This is a genomic window from Mesorhizobium sp. B263B2A, assembly GCF_020165775.1.
In the GTDB taxonomy this organism is placed as follows: domain Bacteria; phylum Pseudomonadota; class Alphaproteobacteria; order Rhizobiales; family Rhizobiaceae; genus Mesorhizobium; species Mesorhizobium opportunistum.
The window spans coordinates 93,198-113,583 of sequence record NZ_JAIUIU010000004.1; the positions used below are offsets into that span (position 1 = coordinate 93,198).

The 20,386-nt window shown below is 63.2% G+C and carries 25 protein-coding genes; 14 read left to right on the plus strand and 11 right to left on the minus strand.

From position 1 onward, the window contains the following. Window positions 1–41: 41 nt before the first annotated feature. Complete coding sequence (locus LB568_RS09665; RefSeq protein ID WP_174324795.1) at window positions 42–872, minus strand: transporter substrate-binding domain-containing protein; 831 nt, start codon at window positions 870–872, stop codon at window positions 42–44. A 169-nt stretch (window positions 873–1,041) separates the two neighbouring features. Between LB568_RS09665 and LB568_RS09670 the strand changes: the two genes are divergently transcribed. Next, the gene (locus LB568_RS09670; protein WP_013892597.1) at window positions 1,042–1,830 is read left to right on the plus strand and encodes an IclR family transcriptional regulator; all 789 of its coding nucleotides are present in this window, start codon (window positions 1,042–1,044) and stop codon (window positions 1,828–1,830) included. A 35-nt stretch (window positions 1,831–1,865) separates the two neighbouring features. Here the strand turns inward: LB568_RS09670 and LB568_RS09675 are convergent, their stop codons facing one another. After that, complete coding sequence (locus LB568_RS09675; RefSeq protein ID WP_013892598.1) at window positions 1,866–2,069, minus strand: YdcH family protein; 204 nt, start codon at window positions 2,067–2,069, stop codon at window positions 1,866–1,868. A 239-nt stretch (window positions 2,070–2,308) separates the two neighbouring features. Between LB568_RS09675 and LB568_RS09680 the strand changes: the two genes are divergently transcribed. From LB568_RS09680 to LB568_RS09700, 5 genes are all read left to right on the plus strand, one after another. Next, window positions 2,309–2,482, plus strand: a complete 174-nt coding sequence (locus tag LB568_RS09680; RefSeq protein WP_013892599.1) for a YdcH family protein — start codon at window positions 2,309–2,311, stop codon at window positions 2,480–2,482. A gap of 313 nt (window positions 2,483–2,795) precedes the next feature. Next, window positions 2,796–4,049, plus strand: coding sequence for a flavodoxin-dependent (E)-4-hydroxy-3-methylbut-2-enyl-diphosphate synthase (gene ispG, locus LB568_RS09685; RefSeq protein ID WP_013892600.1), 1,254 nt, complete (start codon window positions 2,796–2,798; stop codon window positions 4,047–4,049). A gap of 4 nt (window positions 4,050–4,053) precedes the next feature. Beyond that, window positions 4,054–4,908 (plus strand): lytic transglycosylase domain-containing protein, encoded by an 855-nt coding sequence (locus LB568_RS09690; RefSeq protein WP_013892601.1) that lies wholly within the window; start codon window positions 4,054–4,056, stop codon window positions 4,906–4,908. Window positions 4,909–4,936: 28 nt separating this feature from the next. Then, window positions 4,937–5,488 carry a chloramphenicol phosphotransferase CPT family protein gene (locus LB568_RS09695; RefSeq protein WP_224729985.1) on the plus strand — a complete coding sequence of 184 codons (552 nt, stop codon included), beginning with the start codon at window positions 4,937–4,939 and terminating at the stop codon, window positions 5,486–5,488. 54 nt (window positions 5,489–5,542) lie between these two features. Further along, on the plus strand, window positions 5,543–6,295 hold the full coding sequence (locus tag LB568_RS09700; RefSeq protein WP_013892603.1) for a Stf0 family sulfotransferase: 753 nt from the start codon (window positions 5,543–5,545) through the stop codon (window positions 6,293–6,295). Window positions 6,296–6,313: 18 nt separating this feature from the next. Here the strand turns inward: LB568_RS09700 and LB568_RS09705 are convergent, their stop codons facing one another. The 3 genes from LB568_RS09705 to LB568_RS09715 all read right to left on the minus strand — a co-directional run bounded on the left by LB568_RS09705 (window position 6,314) and on the right by LB568_RS09715 (window position 10,491). After that, on the minus strand, window positions 6,314–8,653 hold the full coding sequence (locus tag LB568_RS09705; RefSeq protein WP_013892604.1) for a response regulator: 2,340 nt from the start codon (window positions 8,651–8,653) through the stop codon (window positions 6,314–6,316). A gap of 109 nt (window positions 8,654–8,762) precedes the next feature. Then, a complete protein-coding gene (locus LB568_RS09710) occupies window positions 8,763–9,518 on the minus strand; it encodes an SDR family oxidoreductase (RefSeq protein ID WP_013892605.1) in 756 nt (251 codons plus the stop codon). A 55-nt stretch (window positions 9,519–9,573) separates the two neighbouring features. After that, complete coding sequence (locus LB568_RS09715) at window positions 9,574–10,491, minus strand: polyprenyl synthetase family protein (protein ID WP_013892606.1); 918 nt, start codon at window positions 10,489–10,491, stop codon at window positions 9,574–9,576. A 78-nt stretch (window positions 10,492–10,569) separates the two neighbouring features. Here LB568_RS09715 and LB568_RS09720 point away from each other — a divergent pair, with 78 nt between their 5' ends. The 4 genes from LB568_RS09720 to LB568_RS09735 all read left to right on the plus strand — a co-directional run bounded on the left by LB568_RS09720 (window position 10,570) and on the right by LB568_RS09735 (window position 13,526). Further along, window positions 10,570–11,331: a biosynthetic peptidoglycan transglycosylase gene (locus LB568_RS09720; RefSeq protein ID WP_013892607.1), complete on the plus strand. Its 762-nt coding sequence runs from the start codon at window positions 10,570–10,572 to the stop codon at window positions 11,329–11,331. Window positions 11,332–11,472: 141 nt separating this feature from the next. Beyond that, window positions 11,473–11,655 carry a 50S ribosomal protein L32 gene (rpmF, locus tag LB568_RS09725; RefSeq protein ID WP_008834724.1) on the plus strand — a complete coding sequence of 61 codons (183 nt, stop codon included), beginning with the start codon at window positions 11,473–11,475 and terminating at the stop codon, window positions 11,653–11,655. 251 nt (window positions 11,656–11,906) lie between these two features. Next, the gene (locus LB568_RS09730) at window positions 11,907–12,866 is read left to right on the plus strand and encodes an agmatinase (protein WP_224729986.1); all 960 of its coding nucleotides are present in this window, start codon (window positions 11,907–11,909) and stop codon (window positions 12,864–12,866) included. 258 nt (window positions 12,867–13,124) lie between these two features. After that, window positions 13,125–13,526 carry a hypothetical protein gene (locus tag LB568_RS09735; RefSeq protein WP_013892609.1) on the plus strand — a complete coding sequence of 134 codons (402 nt, stop codon included), beginning with the start codon at window positions 13,125–13,127 and terminating at the stop codon, window positions 13,524–13,526. Between the two features lie 26 nt (window positions 13,527–13,552). Here the strand turns inward: LB568_RS09735 and LB568_RS09740 are convergent, their stop codons facing one another. From LB568_RS09740 to LB568_RS09750, 3 genes are all read right to left on the minus strand, one after another. Next, window positions 13,553–13,984 (minus strand): GlcG/HbpS family heme-binding protein, encoded by a 432-nt coding sequence (locus LB568_RS09740; protein WP_140573138.1) that lies wholly within the window; start codon window positions 13,982–13,984, stop codon window positions 13,553–13,555. A 185-nt stretch (window positions 13,985–14,169) separates the two neighbouring features. Further along, window positions 14,170–14,403: a hypothetical protein gene (locus LB568_RS09745; RefSeq protein WP_013892611.1), complete on the minus strand. Its 234-nt coding sequence runs from the start codon at window positions 14,401–14,403 to the stop codon at window positions 14,170–14,172. A gap of 76 nt (window positions 14,404–14,479) precedes the next feature. Next, complete coding sequence (locus tag LB568_RS09750) at window positions 14,480–15,001, minus strand: winged helix-turn-helix transcriptional regulator (RefSeq protein WP_013892612.1); 522 nt, start codon at window positions 14,999–15,001, stop codon at window positions 14,480–14,482. A gap of 91 nt (window positions 15,002–15,092) precedes the next feature. Between LB568_RS09750 and LB568_RS09755 the strand changes: the two genes are divergently transcribed. Further along, the gene (locus LB568_RS09755; protein ID WP_224729987.1) at window positions 15,093–15,929 is read left to right on the plus strand and encodes an alpha/beta fold hydrolase; all 837 of its coding nucleotides are present in this window, start codon (window positions 15,093–15,095) and stop codon (window positions 15,927–15,929) included. Window positions 15,930–16,027: 98 nt separating this feature from the next. After that, window positions 16,028–16,684: a glutathione S-transferase family protein gene (locus LB568_RS09760; protein ID WP_224729988.1), complete on the plus strand. Its 657-nt coding sequence runs from the start codon at window positions 16,028–16,030 to the stop codon at window positions 16,682–16,684. A 113-nt stretch (window positions 16,685–16,797) separates the two neighbouring features. Here LB568_RS09760 and LB568_RS09765 read toward each other — a convergent pair whose 3' ends face one another. From LB568_RS09765 to LB568_RS09775, 3 genes are all read right to left on the minus strand, one after another. Then, a complete protein-coding gene (locus tag LB568_RS09765; protein WP_023763711.1) occupies window positions 16,798–17,061 on the minus strand; it encodes an ArsR/SmtB family transcription factor in 264 nt (87 codons plus the stop codon). A gap of 31 nt (window positions 17,062–17,092) precedes the next feature. Next, complete coding sequence (locus LB568_RS09770) at window positions 17,093–18,340, minus strand: MFS transporter (protein ID WP_013892616.1); 1,248 nt, start codon at window positions 18,338–18,340, stop codon at window positions 17,093–17,095. A gap of 90 nt (window positions 18,341–18,430) precedes the next feature. Next, window positions 18,431–18,625: a DUF1192 domain-containing protein gene (locus LB568_RS09775; protein ID WP_023763713.1), complete on the minus strand. Its 195-nt coding sequence runs from the start codon at window positions 18,623–18,625 to the stop codon at window positions 18,431–18,433. Window positions 18,626–18,747: 122 nt separating this feature from the next. Here LB568_RS09775 and LB568_RS09780 point away from each other — a divergent pair, with 122 nt between their 5' ends. Beyond that, the gene (locus tag LB568_RS09780; RefSeq protein ID WP_224729989.1) at window positions 18,748–19,758 is read left to right on the plus strand and encodes an NAD(P)H-quinone oxidoreductase; all 1,011 of its coding nucleotides are present in this window, start codon (window positions 18,748–18,750) and stop codon (window positions 19,756–19,758) included. Between the two features lie 268 nt (window positions 19,759–20,026). Next, window positions 20,027–20,167 carry a DUF1127 domain-containing protein gene (locus tag LB568_RS09785; protein ID WP_013892619.1) on the plus strand — a complete coding sequence of 47 codons (141 nt, stop codon included), beginning with the start codon at window positions 20,027–20,029 and terminating at the stop codon, window positions 20,165–20,167. The last annotated feature ends 219 nt before the right edge of the window (window positions 20,168–20,386 follow it).

Genomic DNA, 20,386 nt, shown 5'->3' on the forward strand with positions numbered 1-20,386 from the left:
AGAAAAGCGGAAGGGCGAATGCCGCCCCTCCGCCTGCTGGGTCAGATGACCGGGAAGCCGGGGTGGCGCGCCGGCGGCTCCTGGCCGAAATAGTCCTTGAAGGCAGCGTCGTAGAGCGCTGATTCATGGCCGAACATGGCGATGGTGAAGGTCTGGTCGACGAAGGTCAGCCAGTCGAGATCGCCTTGCCGCAGGGCCGCGCCATAGAGCATCGAGTACCAGCTTTTGCCGGCATCGAAATATTTGTCGGGATTGCGCGAGGCGAGCCAGCGCACCGTGGAGAGATCGACCGCGGCCGCATCGACACGCTTGGATTCCAAGGCTTGCAGCACGTTGGCCTGGGTGTCGATCTGCATCACCTGCGCCTGCGGCAAGGCATAATGGACCGAGGTTTCCGCATCGACGTTCTGCAGGATCGAGATGCGCGTCGCCGAACCGCCGGCAAGCAATTTGTCGAAGGTCTTGTTCTCGGCGTTGGGAAGCGTCAGCAAGGCGACGCCTTCGACGTAATACGGCCTGGTGAAGTTGATCAGCTGCGAGCGCTGCGCCGTCATCGTCATGAACTGGATGGTGATGTCGACCTTGTTGGTGGTGACGTTGGGAATGCGCTGCGCCGGATCCTGCATGACGAACTCGACCTTGGTCGGATCGTCGAAAAGGCCCTTGGCCAGGATGCGCCCCATGGTGATGTCCATGCCGACCAGCTCGCCGGCATCGTTCTCGAAATGCCAGGGCGCGTTGGTGCTGCCGGTGCCGACGATGAGCTTGCCGCGATCGAGCACGGTGCGCAGCAAGCTGTCGGACGCTGCCTGGGCGGCGGCCTTCTGGGCATCGACGGTTGCCAAAACGCCGGCCGTCGCCAGTCCCGCCATTCCCAATTTCAGAAAATCACGTCTTCCGGATGTGTCGTTCACGGCGACCTCCTTTCGTGTTGTGTTCCCCTATGCACAGGCAAGACACGTCATTGTTTTCACAGCGATTGTCTCTTACAAGAGACGTATGTATCCTGTACAAGACAGATACTAACATCAGGAATCGACAATGCAAGATGGCAATGCCCTGGCGGTTTCAGCCGGCGAGAAGATCTCGGGCTCTCGGGAAAAGGGTCTCAACCGGGTGCTCGAAATCCTGGAGTTTCTTCATACGACGCAGCGCGCCATCGGCATCGGCGACCTTGCCAAGGGGGTGAACGCACCGCGGTCGACGACCTACACGCTGGTGCGGTCGCTGGTCGACGCCGGCCTGCTGGAAATGGAAGGCGACGGCAACCGCGTCTATTTCGGCAAGAAGCTCTACCTCTACGGGATGGATTATGTGCGCGGTAACGATCTGATGCGGCGCGGGCGCCAGGAGGTCGACAATCTGTCGCGCGAGACCGGCGAGACCTCGGAACTGTGCATGCTGCAAAGTGGCCGCTACACCATCGTCCACGCGAGCCCTGGCACCAGGCCGTTCCGCATCAGTTCGGCGACTGGCCTGCAGATACCGCTGCCGTGGACCGCTTCGGGGCGGCTGCTGCTGGCGGGGCTGGACAGGGCCGCGATCGAAGCCATGGTGTCGGACGACGATCTCGTACTGCCCGACGGGCGCAAGCTCAAGCTCGACGATTTCGTCGCCGACATCGCCAAGGCGCGGGTCACCGGCTACTGCGTCACTTCGGGGCTGGTCGATGCCTATACGAAATGCCTTGCCGTGCCGGTCTTTTCATCGCCGGGCAAGGTCGAGGCGACGATGTGCCTGGTGGTTCCCATCGATACCACCGATGAGCGGACCGCCAGCCTCATCGGCCTGCTGCGCGAGCGCGCCGCCAGGCTATCGATCGCCGGATAGGCGAAGCATGATGGAGGACGCCTGGTGCCCGCGGCTCAAGCGATGATGTCGGGGATGATCTTGTCTTCCAACGCCATCAGCCGATCCTTGAGGACCAGTTTCTTCTTCTTCATGCGCTGGATTTGCAGCGGATCGCAACCCATGGCGATCATCGCGTTGATCGCCGCGTCGAAATCGGCGTGTTCCTGCTTCAGCCGGGAAAATTCGAGGCGAATATCGGCCTGTTCCTGATCGGACATTCTCTACCGTCTGCACGTCTGCGGCGCCCAAAACTGGGCCTGATTGGGCGGGGGCGGCAATTTCTGCCACCGGCGCGCAGGCCATATCACATTTCACATTGTCGTGGAATGCTACCACGCAGCATTCGACATCCCAGCCGGAAGGTGGCACAGTGTCATTGTGCCGTCACAGAAGCGACCTGCGGTGGACGTGCCTTTGACGGCTGCAATCGAGGAAACCATGAAAGGGAGAACCAATCATGTCTCTTGCATCCCATCTTGATGAGTTGCAGCGGAAACACGGCGACATCGAACGCGAGATCGATGACGCGATGAACCACCCGTCGGTGGACGACCTCGAAATCGTGAATCTCAAGCGACGCAAGCTGGCACTCAAGGACGAGATTGAAAAACTGAGGGCGACCACGCATTGACGCTCACCTGATATAGCCGCTCGTTAGTTGCGGTTTTCCTTGCCGGCGGCAAGCGCCGCCGGTTTGAGTTTTGGTTTTCACCGCTCCACCATGAGCCGCAGCTAATATCTCTACCGGTCTCACTTTTTGACCCCGGGGTCGTGGACCGTTTCAGGTCCCCGGCGGGGATCAATTGCTGCCAGTGGCGACCTGTCGCCATTGACAAGCCATCTTTGCTCATCCACCTCATGCCCGAACTTCAGCGTATCGGCCCCGGGGAGCGTTCGTGTGTCCAAGTGGACGCATGGGGCTTCAGAGACAAAAGGCTGCCGGCATGACCGGATATTTTTCCTTTCCCTTCCCTCGCCGCACCTCGGTCGGCGTCGATGTCGGCGGCGTGGTCGTCGGCGGCGGCGCGCCGGTCGTCGTGCAGTCGATGACCAACACCGATACAGCCGACATCGACCAGACGGTCGCGCAGGTCGCGGCACTGCACCGCGCCGGCTCCGAGATCGTGCGCATCACCGTCGACCGGGACGAGAGCGCGGCCGCCGTGCCGCGTATTCACGAGCGCTTGCTGCGGCTTGGCATCAACGTGCCGCTGGTCGGCGACTTCCACTATATCGGCCACAAGCTCCTGGCCGACCATCCGGCCTGCGCCGAGGCGCTGGCCAAATACCGCATCAATCCGGGCAATGTCGGCTTTAAGGACAAGAAGGACCGGCAGTTCACTGACATCGTCGAAATGGCGATCAAACACGACAAGCCGGTGCGCATCGGCGTCAATTGGGGCTCGCTCGACCAGGAGCTTTTGACCCAGCTGATGGACGACAACCAGGACAAGGGTTTTCCGCTGACCGCGCAGGAAGTCACCCGCGAGGCGATCGTGCAGTCGGCGATCCTGTCGGCCGAGATGGCCGAAGAGATCGGCCTCGGGCGCGAGAAGATCATCCTGTCGGCCAAGGTCAGCGGCGTGCAGGACCTGATCGCGGTCTATACCGAACTTGCCACCCGCTCCAACCACGCGCTGCACCTCGGCCTGACCGAAGCCGGCATGGGTTCGAAAGGCATCGTCGCCTCGTCCGCCGCGATGGGCATCCTCTTGCAGCAAGGCATCGGCGACACCATCCGCATCTCGCTGACACCGGAGCCGAATGGCGACCGCACGCGTGAGGTGCAGGTGTCGCAGGAGTTGCTGCAGACCATGGGCTTCCGGCAGTTCGTGCCGATCGTCGCCGCTTGCCCCGGCTGCGGCCGGACCACCTCCACCGTGTTCCAGGAACTCGCCCAGAACATCCAGGCGGACCTGCGCAAGAACATGCCGGTGTGGCGTGAAAAATATCCCGGTGTCGAGAACCTCAAGGTCGCGGTGATGGGCTGCATCGTCAACGGTCCGGGTGAATCCAAGCATGCCGATATCGGCATATCGCTGCCCGGCACCGGTGAAACGCCGACGGCTCCCGTCTTCGTCGACGGCAAGAAGGCGGCGACGCTGCGGGGGCCGTCGATCGCATCGGATTTCGAGAAAATGGTCGCCGACTATATCGAGCAGAGGTTCGGTCGCGGCGGCAAGGCCGCGGCAGAGTAGGGCAATGCAGCGTTTCCTCTGGGTGGCGCTGATTTCCCTGTGCGGGCTGGCCTGGTCGACGCTGGTTCAGGCCGACCCGCCGCAATCGGCCAAGCAAAGGCTGATCGACAAGGTCTGCAACCTGATCCAGGCCCATGCCGACCAGAACGGGCTGCCCCGGGATTTCTTCGCCCGGCTGATCTGGAAGGAAAGCAGGTTCGATCCCAACGCGGTCAGCCCCGTCGGCGCCGAAGGCATCGCCCAGTTCATGCCGGGCACCGCCAAGATGCGCGGGCTCGCCAATTCCTTCGACATCAACCAGGCGATCCCGGCGTCGGCGAAGTACCTGGCCGAAATGAAAGTCAGCTACGGCAATCTCGGCCTGGCGGCGGCCGCCTACAATGCCGGCGAAAGCCGGGTGTCGCGCTGGCTGGGTTCAGGCGGCTTCCTGCCGATGGAGACCGAGAGCTATGTCTTCGACGTCATGGGCGAGCCGGTCGACAAGTTCACCGACCGCGCCTATGCCGGCAAGATCGCGCCTCTCGACGCAAAGACGGATTTTGCCGCCGCCTGCCGCAAGCTGCCGGTGATCATGTCGAGGACCGTGGCGATGGCCTCGATCAACGTCAAGCCGTGGGGCGTCCAGGTGGCGGGCAATTTCCGCCGCAGCGCGGCGATCGGCCAGTGGCTGCGGGTGAGAGGCCGTTTCCCGGCCCTGCTCAGCGGCCATGATCCGGTGGTGAGCCGGGTGCGCACGCCGATCGGCCGGCGCGGCATCTATGCCGTCAGGATCGGGGTGAATGACCGCGCCGATGCCAATGTCATCTGCCAGAAACTGCAGAGCGTCGGCGGAGCCTGCGTGGTGGTGCGCAACCGATAGCCGACAGGACTGAAGGAGGCGGTTGAAATTGCCAGCCAGGATCGTTCTGCTCAACGGCGTCGGCAGTGCCGGCAAATCCTCGATCGCCAGGGCGCTGCAGCAGATCACTGCCGAACCATTCCTGCATGTCCAGATGGACAGTTTCATCGCGATGCTGCCCGATGCCTTGCAGGACCATGCCGATGGCTTTTCCTATGAAACCATCCGGCAGGAGGGCAAGCCTTCGGTCGTGATCAGGACTGGACCGATCGGTGCGCGGACCCTGCGCGGCATGCGCCATGCCGTTGCCGCCATGGCCGGGCAAGGCAACAACCTCATCGTCGACGACGTGCTGTGCAACGGCGAAATATCGGAATATGTCGAACTGCTGTCGGCCTTCGATCTCCATCGGGTCGGTGTCATGGCGCCACTGGACGTTCTGGAAGCCCGCGAAGCCCAGCGGGCCGACCGGCTGCCCGGCCTGGCACGTTGGCAATATGGACGTGTGCACAAGGGAATACGCTACGACCTCGAAGTCGACACCAGCGTGCTGACGCCGCTGGAATGCGCCCGTCGCATCCAGCAACAATTTCGACTATAGGCGGCGATCGATTGGCCGGGCTTGCCCTGCCTCAAACAGGACTGGGGCAGCCACATGTTCGACGCCTACATTATCTGCGGCACGCCGAGAACCGGCAGCACTCTGCTGTGCAAGCTGCTGGCCTCCACCGGGGCATCAGGCGATCCTCACTCCTTCTACCGGCGGCAGGATGTGACGGAGTGGGCGCAGGAGTGGAAACTGCCGGCCCGCGAGACGATGGGTGAACTCGAATTCGACACTGCCTATCTCGATGCGGCAATCGCTGCAGGGAAGGGCGGGACAGATATCTTCGGCCTGCGCCTGATGCGCGAAAACCTGGATGAACTTTCGGCGATCCTCAACCGGATTTTTCCGGGGCTTGCGGCGGACACAGCGCGTTTCGAAAAGGCCTTTGGCCATGTCCTCTACATACACCTGTCGCGCGAGGACAAGCTGGCGCAGGCTGTCTCGCTGGTCAAGGCGCAGCAGACCGGCCTTTGGCATGTCGCGCCCGACGGAACCGAGATCGAGAGGGTCGGAGTTCCCGGGCAAGCTCGGTATGATTTCCAGCGGATCAAGGGCGAGCTCACCGAGCTTGAAGCGTATGACGCGGCCTGGAACACATGGTTCGCAAAACAGGGCGTCACCCCATTGCGGATAGGCTATGAGCGCCTTTCCGCCGATCCGGCCGCGGCATTGCTAACCATCTGCGAAGCCCTGGGCGTTCAAGCGCCTGACGCCGAGGCGGTGCGGCCAGGCGTCGCAAAGCTCTCCGACGAGACGAGCCTGGACTGGATGCGCCGCTTTCACGTGGACGCAGCCGTCTAAGGCGTCGATGCAGGGTGCTCAGGCCGTCTTGGCCACCACCGTCTCACTCAGCCATGTGCCGATCTTGGCGCCGAGGCGATCGGGTGAAACCGGCTTGGGCAGATAGTCGTCCATGCCGGCCTCGATGCATTTGTCCCGGTCGCCCTTCAGCGCATGCGCGGTGACGCCGATGATCGGGATGTGGCCGCCCGAAGAGGTCTCGATCGCCCGGATGGCGCGGGTCGCTTCGTAGCCGTTCATCTCGGGCATCGAGACATCCATCAGGATCAGCCTGGGACGCAGCGACCGGTACATCTCGACCGCCGTGCGGCCATTGCCGGCGATGCGGTAGCTCAGGCCCAGGCCGTTGAGGATCTGGCCGAACACAAGCTGGTTCACGTCATTGTCCTCGGCAATGAGGATGTCGATCGGCCCGTTCGGCGTGGCGGTCGATTCCGGCGCCGGGACCACGGGCAAGGCGGGGCCACGAATGACGGTGAAGGGAAGCGGTGCCGGCTGGGGCTGAGGCTGGACAGGCTCGCGCGTGAATTGCGCCTTGCCGACCTGGGAGCGGGCCTTCTGGATGACCGAGATGACGGTGCCGAGCAGAACCGCGGAGCGCGCCGGCTTGGTCAGATGCGCGGCAATGCCGAAGTCGATGATCATCTTGCCGAAATCGACCTGGTCGACCGAGGTCAGGATGACGATAGGGATGGCCGACAGCCGGCTGTCGGCGGCAATGGCCCGCGCGACGTCGGCACCGTTCATGCCGGGCATCTGGTAGTCGAGGATGATGCAGTCGACGGCGGCACCCAGCTGGTAGGCACGGTCGAGGAAGGCCAGTCCCACCGCGCCGCTTTCGGCGGCGGCGCAGTCGAAGCTCCAGCTCCTCAGCTGTTCGAGCAGGATCTCGCGGTTGACCGGATTGTCGTCGATGACCAGCACGCGGGCGCCGGTGACGTCCACCGGCACGATCTCGTCGCGCGCCTGCGCAGTGTGAAGGGGCAGCGGCACCGCGAACCAGAACACCGAACCGCGGCCGATCTCGCTCTCGACGCCGATCTTGCCGGCCATCAGGTCGACGAGACGGGCGGCGATGGCAAGTCCGAGGCCGGTGCCTTCGTGGCGGCGGGTCGACGATCCGTCGACCTGGGCGAATTTCTCGAACACGTTCTGCAGCTTCTCGGCCGGGATGCCGATGCCGGTGTCCTCGACACGCAGCTTGAGCTGGACGACGCCGTTGACGGTCTCGCCGCCGACATCGATCAGCACATGGCCCTTCTCGGTGAACTTCACCGCATTGCCGACCAGGTTGGTGACGATCTGCCGGAACCGGCCGGCGTCACCGACGACATAGGTCGGCAGGCGCGGGTCGACGCGCACGATCAGCTCGAGGTTCTTTTCGGCGACGCGCGCCGATACCAGCGTCGCCACGTCCTCGACCGCTTCGGCAAGGCGGAAGGGGGCGGGGTCCAGCGTCAACTGACCGGCATTGATCTTGGAGAAATCGAGAATGTCGTTGATGATGGTGAGCAGCGCGTTGCCCGATTTGACGATGACGTCGGTGAAGGTCTTCTGGCGAGCGGTCAGTTCGGTCTTGGCGAGGAGTTCGGCCATGCCGAGCACGCCGTTCATCGGCGTGCGGATCTCGTGGCTCATATTGGCCAGGAATTCCGACTTGGCGCGGTCGGCGGCCTCGGCCTTGAACAGGGATTCCGCCGACTGGGCAAAGGCCCGGCGGATCGCCTGTTCCATCGGCCGGAAGATCCAGAAGGCGACGACGGCCAGGACCGCGAACAAAAGCCCGCTCGCCCAGAGCAGCAAGCGGTCGCTGGCGACATCGGCCAGGTGACGCTCTTCATCCATGGCGGTGCGCACGCGGACCAGCATGGGCTGGACGAACAGATCGTTCTGGTTGCGGATTTCGCGGGAACTCCATTCGTCGGTCTTTTGCGCCACCGACATCAAGTTGAAGTTGCGCACCATGTCGCGCGGCGACCAGAACAGGTCGCCGTTGACGGAGGCCGCTTCGAGCTCGTTGAGGGTCCCGGCGGACAGGCGCGACCGAATCGCGGCGAGCTGCGCGCTCAGCGTTTCGATCTCGCCGGTCAGGCGCTCCGAATGGCCACGCGCCGCGGTGGTCAGGGCATCGCGCGTTTCTGCCCGCCAGGCGGAGCTGGTTGTCTCGGAGAAGCTGGTTGCGTTGCGCAGGTCGCGGGTGAAGATCACGAGATTGGCGCTCAGCGCATCGACCTCATGGCGGAAGGAATTGACGCGATTGAGCGCGAAAATGATGATGGCCGAAGCCAGCGCGAAGGCCAACAATCCTGAAAGATAACGAATCCGGACCAATCGGATGAAGGAAGAATATTCCGGCATGCGCAACCCCAACACATACGCATTATTTTAATGGTCGGGATTACGCTTCATTTACATTAAGATTTCGTTCGCGCGGACCGGCGAGTTGCTCGACAACGGAGAAGCGAGATCAGATCGATGCCGTGATGCCGCCATCGACATAGAGGATATGGCCGTTGACAAAGGACGAGGCATCGGAGGCGAGGAAGACACAGGCCCCGACCAGCTCCTCGACCTTGCCCCAGCGGCCGGCCGGCGTGCGCTTTTCAAGCCATTCGGTGAATGCCGGATCGGCGACCAGCGCGGCATTCAGCGGCGTGTCGAAATAGCCGGGCGCGATGGCGTTGCATTGCAGGCCGAACCTAGCCCAGTCCGTCGCCATGCCCTTGGTCAAATTGCCGACCGCGCCTTTGGTCGCCGTGTAGGGCGCGATGCCGGGGCGGGCAAGCGCCGTCTGGACGCTGGCGATGTTGATGATCTTGCCGCGCCCGCGACGGATCATGTGCCGGGCGACGGCCTGGCCGACATGGAAGACGCTGGCGACATTGGTCTGCAGCAGGCGTTCGAACGCGTCGGCGGGAAAGTCCTCGAGCGGCGTGCGGAACTGCATGCCGGCATTGTTCACCAATATGTCGATCGGCCCGCCGGACAGCTCGAAACTGTCGATCGCGGAACGGACCGCGCCGTGGTCGGTGGCGTCAAAGGCGAGCGTTTCCGCTCCGCCGATCTGCGCTGCCGCGGCGTCGAGCTTTTCCGCGTCACGGCCGTTGAGGATCACCACGGCGCCGGCTTGGCGCAGCCCTTTGGCCAAAGCAAACCCGATGCCTTGCGAGGAGCCGGTTACCAGCGCCCTGCGCCCGGCGAGATCGAACAGATTGGATGACATCTACGCTGATCTCCGTTGGTTCTCGCCATGCGGTCCCGATATTGGAGGCCGCCCGTCAGTTGTTCCGCGTCGCGACGAATGTGGCGGCGGCCTTCAGCAAGGCTGCGTTCTCGCCATAGGGTTCGAGCAATGCGTGCGCCTGCTCGACAAGCCCGTGCAACTGGCTGCGCGCCCAGTTCGTCCCGTGCAGCGCCACCAACGTTGCCTTGCCGGCGGCGGCGTCCTTGCCGGTGGCTTTGCCCATCTGGCTGGCGTCGGCCGTCAGGTCGAGCAGGTCATCGGCAAGCTGGAAGGCAAGGCCGACGGCCGAGCCGAATTCGGCCAGCCGCTCGCGGTCTTCGGCCGGAGCGCCGGCGATGATGGCGCCCGCCTCGCAGGCGAAGCGGATCAGCGCGCCGGTCTTCATCGCCTGCAGCCGGATGATGCCGGCTTCGTCCGGCGGCGTGCGCTCGGCTTCGAGGTCGAGCGTCTGGCCGCCGACCATGCCGCCGGCCCCGGCGGCGCGGGCGAGCGCCAGCACAAGGGCAGCCCGCCGCTCGGCCGGCAGCACGGTTGCCTCGCCGGCAATGATGTCGAAGGCCAGTGTCAGCAAGGCATCGCCAGCCAGGATCGCGGTCGCCTCGTCGAAGGCCCTGTGCACGGTCGGCTGGCCACGGCGCATATCGTCGTCGTCCATCGCAGGCAGGTCGTCATGGATCAGCGAATAGCAGTGGACGCATTCAAGTGCCGCGGCGACGCGCAGCGCCGCTTCGCCATCGGCTGAAAAAAGCGCCGCGCTTTCCATCACCAGGAAAGGACGCAGGCGCTTGCCGCCGTTCAGCACGCCATGGCGCATCGCCGCCATCAGACGGCCGGGCCGCGCGATCTCACCCGTAAGCGGACGGTCGTCGAGCAGCCGCCGCAGCAGCACCTCGACGGCGGCCGCCCGCCTGATGAGCGCCATTTCGAACGCCATTTCGTCGTCATTCGTCATGGCCGGGAGCGGTAGCCGACACTCAGACGTTGCGCAAGAAGGCAAGCGCCATTATGCCGGGGGAGGGAGAAGCACGGGTTGGGCGGCTTGGCGGAACCGATCGTCGATCATGAAACCGAAAAGCTGGACATGGCGCCGAGATCGCGCGGCGTGAACCGCCGCAGTCTCAGGCGCTGGGTCCGGCGCGGCATCGTCGTGGCCGCCGTGCTGGCACTTATCCCGGTGGTGCTGACCTTTCTTTACCTGCCACCCTTCGTGCATCCGGTGTCGACGCTGATGCTGAAGGACCTGACGACATTCTCCGGCTATGACCGGCGCTGGGTGTCGATCGACGATGTTGCGCCGGTGCTGGCCCATTCGGTCATCATGTCGGAGGACGGGCAGTTCTGCTTCCACCGCGGCGTCGATCTCGGCGAACTCCGGGGCGTCGTCGACGACGCGCTGGCCGGCGAGGCGACGCGCGGTGCCTCGACCATCACCATGCAGACGGTGAAGAACCTTTTCCTGTGGTCGCGGCCGCTAGGCTCGGTGCGCAAGGTCGTCGAACTGCCGCTGGCCGTCTACTTCGACGCGGTGATGTCGAAACGGCGCATCATGGAGATCTATCTCAACATCGCCGAATGGGGGCCGGGCATCTACGGCATCGAGGCTGCGGCGCAGCACCATTTCGGCGTTTCGGCAAAACAGCTGTCCAGACGGCAGGCGGCACTTCTGGCCGTCACACTGCCAAACCCGATCGCCCGCAACCCGGCGAAGCCCGGACCGGGCCTGAGAAGGCTTGCCAATCTGATCGAACGCAGGGCCGGCCGTTCCGGCGCCTATGTCGGTTGTCTCCGGTAGGCTTGCTCAAAAAAATTCACGGCAGCGCTGGCCAAAACAGCATCAGGCGTGTATAGGCACCCGACTTTCTCAGATTTAGGCCCCGACATGGCCCTTTCACGAGGGCGGGCGGGGCTTTTGACCATGTAGTGGAGCATATCCATGGCCGTTCCGAAACGCAAAACCTCTCCGTCCAAGCGCGGCATGCGCCGCTCGGCCGACGCCCTCAAGGCCCCGACCTATGTCGAGGACAAGAATTCCGGCGAAATGCGCCGCCCGCACCACATCGACCTGAAGACCGGCATGTATCGCGGTCGCCAGGTGCTGACCCCCAAGGAAAGCTGAGACCAGCTTTTCCCAAGGTTTTTGGTTCCAAAAGACCGGCCAGTGGCCGGTCTTTTTGCGTTTGCAGGCGTCCGGGCCGGCATGACCTATGCCAAAGGCAAGGCGGTCGGTGGCGATACCCACCGGAGTGACCTTGCTGTACCGAGGTTTGAACGCTTTCGTCGCCACCATTTCATGTGGCTGGAAACACGCGAGACCCCGACCGCTCGAGCCGCGGATGATGACGAAGGCGAGGCAACAGAGGAGACCCCATGTCCAAACTGACCGTCACGCCGCGCACCGTCTTCCAGACATTCCTGGACTTTCCGCTGGTCGAGGACCTCGACACGCTGAGCGCCGATGTCGCCATCATCGGCATGCCCTACGGCGCGCCCTATACGATCGACGAGACGATCAACGACCAGACCAATGCGCCGACCGCGGTGCGGCGTGCCTCGCAGCGTATCAGCCTTGGGCTCGATCGCTATGATTTCGACATTGGCGGTACCCTGTTGGACGGGCAGGACGTCAAGGTGGTCGATGTCGGCGACGTGCCGGGCGAAGCGTCCGATTCCACCGGGCATTACGCCAGAGCCGAAGCGGCGATCCGCAAGATACGCGCCGCCGGCGCGCTGCCGATCACCATCGGCGGCGACCACGGCATTCCGATCCCGATCTTCAGGGCGCTCGATGGCGAGGGGCCGATCACGCTGGTGCAGATCGATGCCCATCTCGACTGGCGCGACAATGTCAACGGCGTCAAGGAAGGCTATTCCAGCCCGATCCGACGGGCATCCGAAATGGCGCATATCGACGCGATCTTCCAGCTCGGCATTCGCGGCCAGGGCAGCGCCCGAATGGAAGAAGTCGAAGCGGCACGCGCCTACGGCTCCAACATCATCACCGCTGGCCAGTGGCAGGATATCGGCACGGCGGCCCTGCTCGAGCGCATTCCCGAGGGCGGCCGTTACTACCTCACGATCGACGCCGACGGTCTCGATCCGGCCGTTATGCCGGCGGTGGAGGGACCGTCGCCGGGTGGCGTCACCTATCGCCAGACGATCGACCTGATCAAGGGGCTGTTCGCCAAGGGCGAAGTGATCGGCGTCGACATCGTCGAGATCGCGCCGGCACGCGATATCAACGAGATCACGTCGATGACGGCAGGCAACATCATCCTCAATGTCATCGGCGCCGCCGTTCGCGCCGGTCAATTCAAGCGCCAAAATTGAAAATCAAGCGCTAGAGCAATTCCAGGAAAAGTGTGACACGGTTTTCCGTCCGGAATTGCGTAAAAACAAAGAGATAGAGCGGTTCGCCGTTTCCGTGAAACGGTGAAATGCTCTAGAACCGAAACCCTGTCAGCCCGACAACCTGCTGACAGGGTTGTTGCATCCGGTCTTCGACCGTGTTTGCGGCTTTGCACGAAAAATCTTGACGGCGTGCCTGCGGCGCATTCTACAGAAGATGCCCCCATATGGAGACGCCAGATGTTCGGTGCCGTCCCGCTCTTGATCGTGCCTTTCATTCTCTACAATCTCGGACTGCTCGGAATTTTCGGCGGCGGTGACGATCCGTGGGCGAGCGAGGTGTTCTCGTTCCGCATGATGTCGGGCGGGGTGTTCTCGATGACGCTCGGCGACCTGATGATACTGATCGGGCTGATCTTCCTGTTCCTCGAAATGGTGAAGTCGGCGCGCACCACCAGCGCTTCGATCATGGACCATCTCCTGTCGACGCTGGTCTTCGTCGCCTTCCTGGTCGAGTTCCTGCTGGTGAAGGGCGCAGCGCACTCCATCTTCTTCACGCTGATGATCATCGCGCTGTTCGATGTGCTGGCCGGATTCGCGGTGTCGATGCGGTCGGCCAGCCGGGATATCAACCTGAATTAGCCGGAACCTGAATTAGAGCCGGCGCCTCAGCCAGGGTCGGCGGTGAAGCCGGCTACCTCGATGCCGGCGATGGCCGCCGCCTCGTCATTGTCCGAGGTATCGCCGGAAATGCCGACGGCGCCAATAATGGCACCGGCCTTGTCACGGATCAGCACGCCGCCGACCACCGGCAGCACGCGTCCGCCCGACACGTCGGAGATGCCGGCCACCAGATGCGGGCGCTCCTTGGCGAAGGCCTCGACCTTGCGCGAACCCATGCCGATGGCCAGCGCGCCATAGGCCTTGCCGGCCGACATTTGCGGGCGCAGGAACGAGGCGCCGTCCTGGCGCTGGAAGGCGACCAGATGTCCACCGGCATCGAGCACCGAGACGCCAAGCGGCTTGAGCTTGAGATCGGCGCCCTTGGCGAAGGCCGCGGCGATGATCTCATTGGCTTTTTCCAGCGACAGTGCGGTCATTGCAGTCTCCTGTTTTGAAATGAGTCAATTTTCGGCCGCCAGCCGGATGAAGCAATCCCGCTTTCGGTTGAAATTGCTTCTCGTGAAGCGGTGTGATGGACAGCGCCGTGCAGCTAGATGGTATCGATACGCGATCGACGATGGCCCGGTTCAGACCAAGTCGAAGCTGCCGGCGGTGTCGTGCGTTACTTTTTCTTGGCGCGGGCGGGCTTCTTGGCGGGCACTGCCGGCGCGTTGGCAAGGTCTTCGGCTTCCTTGGCGAGCCGCAGCGCGCGCAGCTTGTCGGTCTTGGCCTTGCGGGCGTCGCTCTCGGCGACATATTCCGCCATCGCCTTCTGGCGGACGGTCGCTGCTTCTTCCTGCTTCTTGAAGCGCAGATCGGCGCGCGCGCGCGCCGTATCCCTGGAGTTCTCAACCAACAGCCTGTCCAATCCCGTAAAGTGCGTTTTCCGCCTCTTGTAGCAGAGGCGACCTCTCAACGGGGAAAATAGTTGGTCACGCGGCCGGGCTGGCGGCGTGCGCCTTGCTGGCGACGACGGCCTCATAGGCCGCTTGCAGGGTCGCCCGCACGGATGGCCCGGCCGTCGGGACGGCCGGTTTGCCGAGGTGCTCATGGCGCAACTCGTCCATGAATTTTTCCCACATCGGCGGTCCGCCCTTTTCCAGAAGCTCGGCGCGGATCGACAATTCCTCGCTGGTCGGCAGCCAGACACGACCCCAGGCGCCGAGATGGGCAAGGATCGGCACCAGCGTGATGGCCATCTCGGTCAGGCTGTAGATCGCCTTCTGCTTGTGCGAGGGGTCGTCGGCCTTGGTCAGCATGCCCAATTCCATCAGGCGCTTCAGCCGGTCGGCGAGGATGTTGGAGGCGATGCCTTCCATCGATCCATTGAGCAATTCGCGAAAATGGCGCCTGCCGCCGAAAATCATGTCGCGAAGGATGATCAGGCTCCAGCGGTCGCCGAACACTTCCAGCGACAGGTTGATCGGACAGCCGGACCGGCGATCGAGGCTCATTCGATTCTCTCCACAAAACCGGTTGCATTATCGTATCAGTTTTATTATCGTGCAACCGATTGCAAAATGCAATCAGATTGGAGGCCATACGATGACGACGATCAATCGCCCGGAGATCATATCCGAAGCTTTCGGTGACCCTGAAAATCCTCCGCTGCTGCTGATCATGGGCGCGATGGCCTCGATGCTCTGGTGGCCGGAGGCGCTTTGCCGGAAACTCGCCGATGCCGGCCTCTACGTGATCCGCTACGACAATCGCGATGCCGGCCGCTCGACCAAATATCCGCCCGGCGAGCCGCCCTACACATTCGACGACATGGCCGATGATGCGATCGGTGTCCTCGACAGCCATGGCATCGGCAAAGCGCATGTCGCCGGCATGTCGATGGGCGGGATGATCGCGCAACGCGTGGCGCTCAGGCATCCCTCCCGTGTCGCGTCGCTGATCGTGATCAGCAGCTCGCCGATGGGCATGGACACCTCGCATCTGCCGCATATGAGCGATGCTTACGCCGAGCATTCGGCCGAGGGCGCTGGTGTCGACTGGTCGGATCGCGGCCAGGTGATCGATTTCATGGTCCGGGATACCAGGGCGATCGCCAGCACGGCGCATCCCTTCGACGAGGCCGGAATGAGAGACTTTATCGAACGCGATTATGACCGTTCCGGTGGTTTCCTGAGCGCCACCAATCACTTCCTGCTGAAGGGGAGTGACGAATGGAACGGCCGCCTGCGCGAGATGACGGCGCCGCTGCTGGTCATCCACGGCACGACGGATCCGATCTTTCCTGTGGAGCATGGCGAGGCGCTGGCCAAGGCGGTCGCCGGCGCTAAACTGCTTCGTGTCGAAGGCGGCGGCCACGAGTTGCATCCGCAAGACTGGCCGGCGATTGCCGACGCCATTGTCGCGCATATCCGATCCAACTGAGACTTCCCGGGTGAGCCTTGACGGACCAGGCCTGACGCAACATCCGGTCACCGATGAACCAGAAACAGACGAGAAAAGCCAAAACAGAAGAGAAAAGAATGTCCCTGACGCTTCATTTCCATCCGCTGGCCTCTTTCTGCTGGAAGCCGCTGATCGCGCTTTACGAGAACAGCACGCCCTTCACGCCAGTCATCGTCGATCTCGGCGATGCCCACTCGCGCGAGGCCTTCCTGAAGATTTCGCCGACCGGCAAGATGCCGGCGCTGCGCGACGATGCGCGCGACCGCACGGTGCTGGAATCGACAATCGTCGTCGAATATCTGGCCGCGCACTATCCCGGGCCGGTCGAGCTCGTTCCCGCCGATATCGACATGACGCTGGCAATCCGCCAGGCCGATCGCTTCTATGATTTCTATGTGCAGGAGCCGATGCAGAAGATCGTCGGCGACCGGTTGCGGCCGCAGGACAAGACCGATCCGTTCGGCGTCGAAGAGGCGCGCGGCCAGTTGCGCAATTCCTACGCCATCGTCGAGCAGGAGATGCAGTCGAAGGCCTGGGCAATGGGCGATGCCTTCACCATGGCCGACTGCGCGGCCTCTCCGGCGCTCTTCTATGCCAACAAGGTCGAGCCGTTCGGCGACAAATACCCGGCCGTGAAAGGCTATCACGACCGCTTGCTGCAGCGCCCCGCCTTCAGCAGGGTGATCGAGGAGGCGCAGCCCTACTTCGAGCTCTTCCCCTACAATAACGGCTGACCGCCACGATCCCGCCCAGCTCGACCTGACGTTCCAGGCGCTTGCCGATCCGGCGCGGCGGCGGATGGCCGACCGGCTGAGAAAGATGAGAAGCCATCCAGCACATCAAAAAATCAAGCTTCCCAAAATTGATCGAGCCAGATGTTGAGCCTCAGGAAGCCGGCGTTGCTTACCGTATAGACACGCCGCGTGCCTTCGGCCTTGGCATGGACCAGACCGGCGTCGAGCAAAACTTTCAGATGCTGTGAGACGGCCGGGCGTGAAACCGGCAGCCCGGCTGCCAACTCGTTGACGGTCTTCGGGCCGCGTCGAAGTTCTTCCAGAAGGTGGCGCCGATTGGGGTCGGCGATCGCCATGAAGGCGTCGGAAAACATCATCGCTTATTTGTGGGGCAAAGTCTTTCGAATCTCAACTGCTTGCTTCTGCTTTTCTTCTTGGGTCAAGACGCAGTGCTTCCGGCGTCACGGAGCGGTCGGCCGGCTGGGTCTTGAAGGCGTCACGGCCTTCGATCGGCACCGGGGCGCGGCGGCTGATGCGCAGCAGCGTGTAGCCGCCCAGGCAGAGATGCGCGAAGGCGGTTGCCAGGAACAGGCCCTCGGGACGCATCCAGCCCATCAGGGCCGCTGCCAGCAACGGCCCGATCATGGTGCCGAAGCCGTAGAGCAGCAGCAGCCCGCCCGATACCTTGACGAAGTCCTCCGACCGGGCGTGGTCGTTGGCGTGCGCGACGGCGATCGAATAGAGCGTATAGGCGAAGGCGCCGTAGGCTGCTGTGAAGACGATGACGAAGACACCGGAGCGCGGTTCGAACAGGAAGATCATGAGCGCAACGAGCGCCGCGCCGAAGGCGGCACCCGCCAGCACGAAACGGCGGTCGGTCTTGTCGGACAGGCGTCCGGCGGGAAGCTGCATGGCGGCGCCGGCAACGACCACGAGGCTCATCATCAAGGCGATCTCCGCCGTGGAGATGCCGATGCGGGCGCCATAGACGGCACCGAGCGTGCCCCAGGCGCCATTGGCGATGCCGATCAATAGACAGGCGATCGCGGAGACCGGCGAGTTGGCGTAGAGCCCCCTGACGTCGAGCTTGACGTCCTGCAGCGGCTTGGGGTGCGACGCCGTCGAAACCGCGGTCGGGATCAGCGACAGGCAGAACAGGATGCCGGTGATCATGAACAGCGACGCCGACTTCACGTCGCCGCCGGCGACGATCATCTGTCCGCCCATGATCGAGGCATAGGTGACCATCATGTAGAGGCCGAAGACGGTGCCGCGGTTCTCGTTGGTGGCTTTCTCGTTCAGCCAGCTCTCGATGACCATGAAGGCGCCGGCCATGGTGAAGCCGGTGAAGGCGCGCAGCAGGATCCAGACATATTCGTCGATGATGAGACCGGTGAGCAGCGCCACGATGGCACCGGAGGCGGCAAAGGCGCCGAAGGCGCGCACATGTCCGGCACGGCGCACGATGCGCGGCGCGAAAAAGCAGCCGGTGACGAAGCCGCCTGCCCAGGCCGTGCCCATCAAGCCGAGCGATGCGGTCGAGAAGCCCTCCACCTGGCCGCGCAGCGGCAGCAGCAGCCCGTGCAGCCCCGATGCCGCCAGCAGGAAGGCGGTGCCGCGAAGCAGGGAAAGGATCGGTCTGTAGGATGCAAGCATTTTTTGATCCGGCTGGACACTGGAACGGGTGACAGGGTCTGAAGACAGTCGCATTCGGGCTTTTCAGCGGCGGCCCGTGCCGCTGACGGATTATCCGCGGCGGAACAGTGCCTCGGCCGCCGACTTGGTGCTGTCCTTGGTTTTGAGCTCCGCCTCCAGCCTGGCGATCTCGTCGCGCAGGATGCCGATCCGTTCCGACAGTTCACCGACGGACAGCAGCGCCAGATCCTGCCCGATCTCGTGCGGGCGCGCCTTCTTCTTGGGTTCGTCGTCGAAGATCGCCATAGTTGCTCCTCCTCCGCCACACCAGATTGGCCATTTGCCTGATTTGGCAATGAGCATACATAGGGCAGGGGTGTCGATGCAAACAGCCGGTAAGAATGCGGCGAGGAAAGACGGGAAACTTCATGGCGAGCGGACAGAAAATTCCGGCAAGGATGACGGCGATCGCGATTTCGGAGCCGGGCGGCCCACGGGTGCTGAAGCCGGAAATGCGCGACGTGCCGCAGCCCGGTCCCGGCGAGATCCTGATCAAGGTGCATGCCGCCGGCGTCAACCGGCCCGACGTGCAGCAGCGCAAGGGCGCCTATCCGCCGCCGCCCGGCGCATCGGACCTGCCGGGCCTGGAGGCGTCGGGTGAAGTCGCCGCCCTTGGCGACGAGATATCGCGCTGGCGCATCGGCGACCGGGTCTGTGCGCTGACGCCGGGCGGCGGCTACGCGGAATATGTCAAGGTCCATGCCGGCAGTGTGCTGCCGCTGCCGGCCGGCTTCACCCACACCGAAGCGGCGGCGGTGCCGGAGAATTACTTCACCGTCTGGCACAATGTGTTCGAACGCGGCGGCCTGAAAAAGGGCGAGACACTGCTTGTGCATGGCGGCTCGTCCGGCATCGGCACCACGGCGATCCAGCTTGCCTCGGCCTTCGGTGCCTATGTCGTCACCACTGCCGGCAGCAAGGAGAAGTGCGACGCCTGTCTGAAGCTCGGCGCCGACCGGGCGATCAACTATCGCGAGGAGGATTTCGTCATGGCGGTCAAGGAGGCGACGGATGGCAAGGGCGCCAATGTCATCCTCGACATGGTCGGCGGCGATTATGTCCAGCGGAACTACGAGGCCGCGGCGGTCGAGGGCCGCATCGTCCAGATCGCCGTGCAGGCCGGCGCCATCGCCAGCGCCGATTTTTCGAAAATCATGGTCAAGCGGCTGACCCATACGGGTTCGACGCTGCGGCCGCGCACCGTCGAATTCAAGGCGGCGATCGCGGCGGCGCTCGAAGCGCAGGTGTGGCCCCTGCTTGGCACACGCAAGGTTGCTCCCGTCATGGACATGATCTTCCCGCTCAGCGAAGCCTGGCGCGCGCACGAACGGATGGAAGAGGGCGAGCATATCGGCAAGATCGTGCTCGACGTTGGCTAGGTCTTTGTTTTTATGCATGTCGTTCTCCCAAAACCGGGGTCGTTTTTGGGCGACATGCACTAGGGCGTATCGACATTCGGTGATGCCGGCCTGACGGTATCTCTGCGTCCTGAGTCAGCGCGGCACGCGCTTGCCTACAAGATGAACAGAACCTTAATGGTGCAATGCAGCATTTGCATCATTGCTATGCAAAATCAGCCATTCAAGTCGCCCTCGATGATGACTATTTGAGCATCATTGAAACGAACACCCCATTTGGAGGACTACCATGAACCCGATCCGCGCTTTCCGTAACTGGCGTATGTACAATGAGACCGTGCGTGAACTGAACCGCCTCAACGCGCGTCAGCTCAGCGACCTCGGCATCAACCGTGGCGACATCGAACGGATCGCCCGTCAGGCGATCTGACTTCAAAGCGTGACCCGGCCACAGGGCCGGGCCTACGCCTGGAAGTAGAGCCGTCGAGACGTTACCCGTCTCCGGTTCCGAACCCGCTGGACACTGTCCGGCGGGTTTTGTCTTTTGGGGCCGAGAAAGCGGCCGGCCAGCCGTTTTGCGATATCGGCGGCGGCAGGCTTGACCTCAGTTTTCGGCATGACACTTTGGCAGGCGGTTGCCGCGTGACGG

Coding starts and splice junctions, on each gene's coding strand:
- LB568_RS09665 (WP_174324795.1), bottom strand. CDS start 872: ATGGCGGGACTGGCGACGGCCGGCGTTTTGGCAACCGTCGATGCCCAG.
- LB568_RS09670 (WP_013892597.1), top strand. CDS start 1,042: ATGCAAGATGGCAATGCCCTGGCGGTTTCAGCCGGCGAGAAGATCTCG.
- LB568_RS09675 (WP_013892598.1), bottom strand. CDS start 2,069: ATGTCCGATCAGGAACAGGCCGATATTCGCCTCGAATTTTCCCGGCTG.
- LB568_RS09680 (WP_013892599.1), top strand. CDS start 2,309: ATGTCTCTTGCATCCCATCTTGATGAGTTGCAGCGGAAACACGGCGAC.
- ispG (WP_013892600.1), top strand. CDS start 2,796: ATGACCGGATATTTTTCCTTTCCCTTCCCTCGCCGCACCTCGGTCGGC.
- LB568_RS09690 (WP_013892601.1), top strand. CDS start 4,054: ATGCAGCGTTTCCTCTGGGTGGCGCTGATTTCCCTGTGCGGGCTGGCC.
- LB568_RS09700 (WP_013892603.1), top strand. CDS start 5,543: ATGTTCGACGCCTACATTATCTGCGGCACGCCGAGAACCGGCAGCACT.
- LB568_RS09705 (WP_013892604.1), bottom strand. CDS start 8,653: ATGCCGGAATATTCTTCCTTCATCCGATTGGTCCGGATTCGTTATCTT.
- LB568_RS09710 (WP_013892605.1), bottom strand. CDS start 9,518: ATGTCATCCAATCTGTTCGATCTCGCCGGGCGCAGGGCGCTGGTAACC.
- LB568_RS09715 (WP_013892606.1), bottom strand. CDS start 10,491: ATGACGAATGACGACGAAATGGCGTTCGAAATGGCGCTCATCAGGCGG.
- rpmF (WP_008834724.1), top strand. CDS start 11,473: ATGGCCGTTCCGAAACGCAAAACCTCTCCGTCCAAGCGCGGCATGCGC.
- LB568_RS09730 (WP_224729986.1), top strand. CDS start 11,907: ATGTCCAAACTGACCGTCACGCCGCGCACCGTCTTCCAGACATTCCTG.
- LB568_RS09735 (WP_013892609.1), top strand. CDS start 13,125: ATGTTCGGTGCCGTCCCGCTCTTGATCGTGCCTTTCATTCTCTACAAT.
- LB568_RS09740 (WP_140573138.1), bottom strand. CDS start 13,984: ATGACCGCACTGTCGCTGGAAAAAGCCAATGAGATCATCGCCGCGGCC.
- LB568_RS09750 (WP_013892612.1), bottom strand. CDS start 15,001: ATGAGCCTCGATCGCCGGTCCGGCTGTCCGATCAACCTGTCGCTGGAA.
- LB568_RS09755 (WP_224729987.1), top strand. CDS start 15,093: ATGACGACGATCAATCGCCCGGAGATCATATCCGAAGCTTTCGGTGAC.
- LB568_RS09760 (WP_224729988.1), top strand. CDS start 16,028: ATGTCCCTGACGCTTCATTTCCATCCGCTGGCCTCTTTCTGCTGGAAG.
- LB568_RS09765 (WP_023763711.1), bottom strand. CDS start 17,061: ATGATGTTTTCCGACGCCTTCATGGCGATCGCCGACCCCAATCGGCGC.
- LB568_RS09770 (WP_013892616.1), bottom strand. CDS start 18,340: ATGCTTGCATCCTACAGACCGATCCTTTCCCTGCTTCGCGGCACCGCC.
- LB568_RS09775 (WP_023763713.1), bottom strand. CDS start 18,625: ATGGCGATCTTCGACGACGAACCCAAGAAGAAGGCGCGCCCGCACGAG.
- LB568_RS09780 (WP_224729989.1), top strand. CDS start 18,748: ATGGCGAGCGGACAGAAAATTCCGGCAAGGATGACGGCGATCGCGATT.
- LB568_RS09785 (WP_013892619.1), top strand. CDS start 20,027: ATGAACCCGATCCGCGCTTTCCGTAACTGGCGTATGTACAATGAGACC.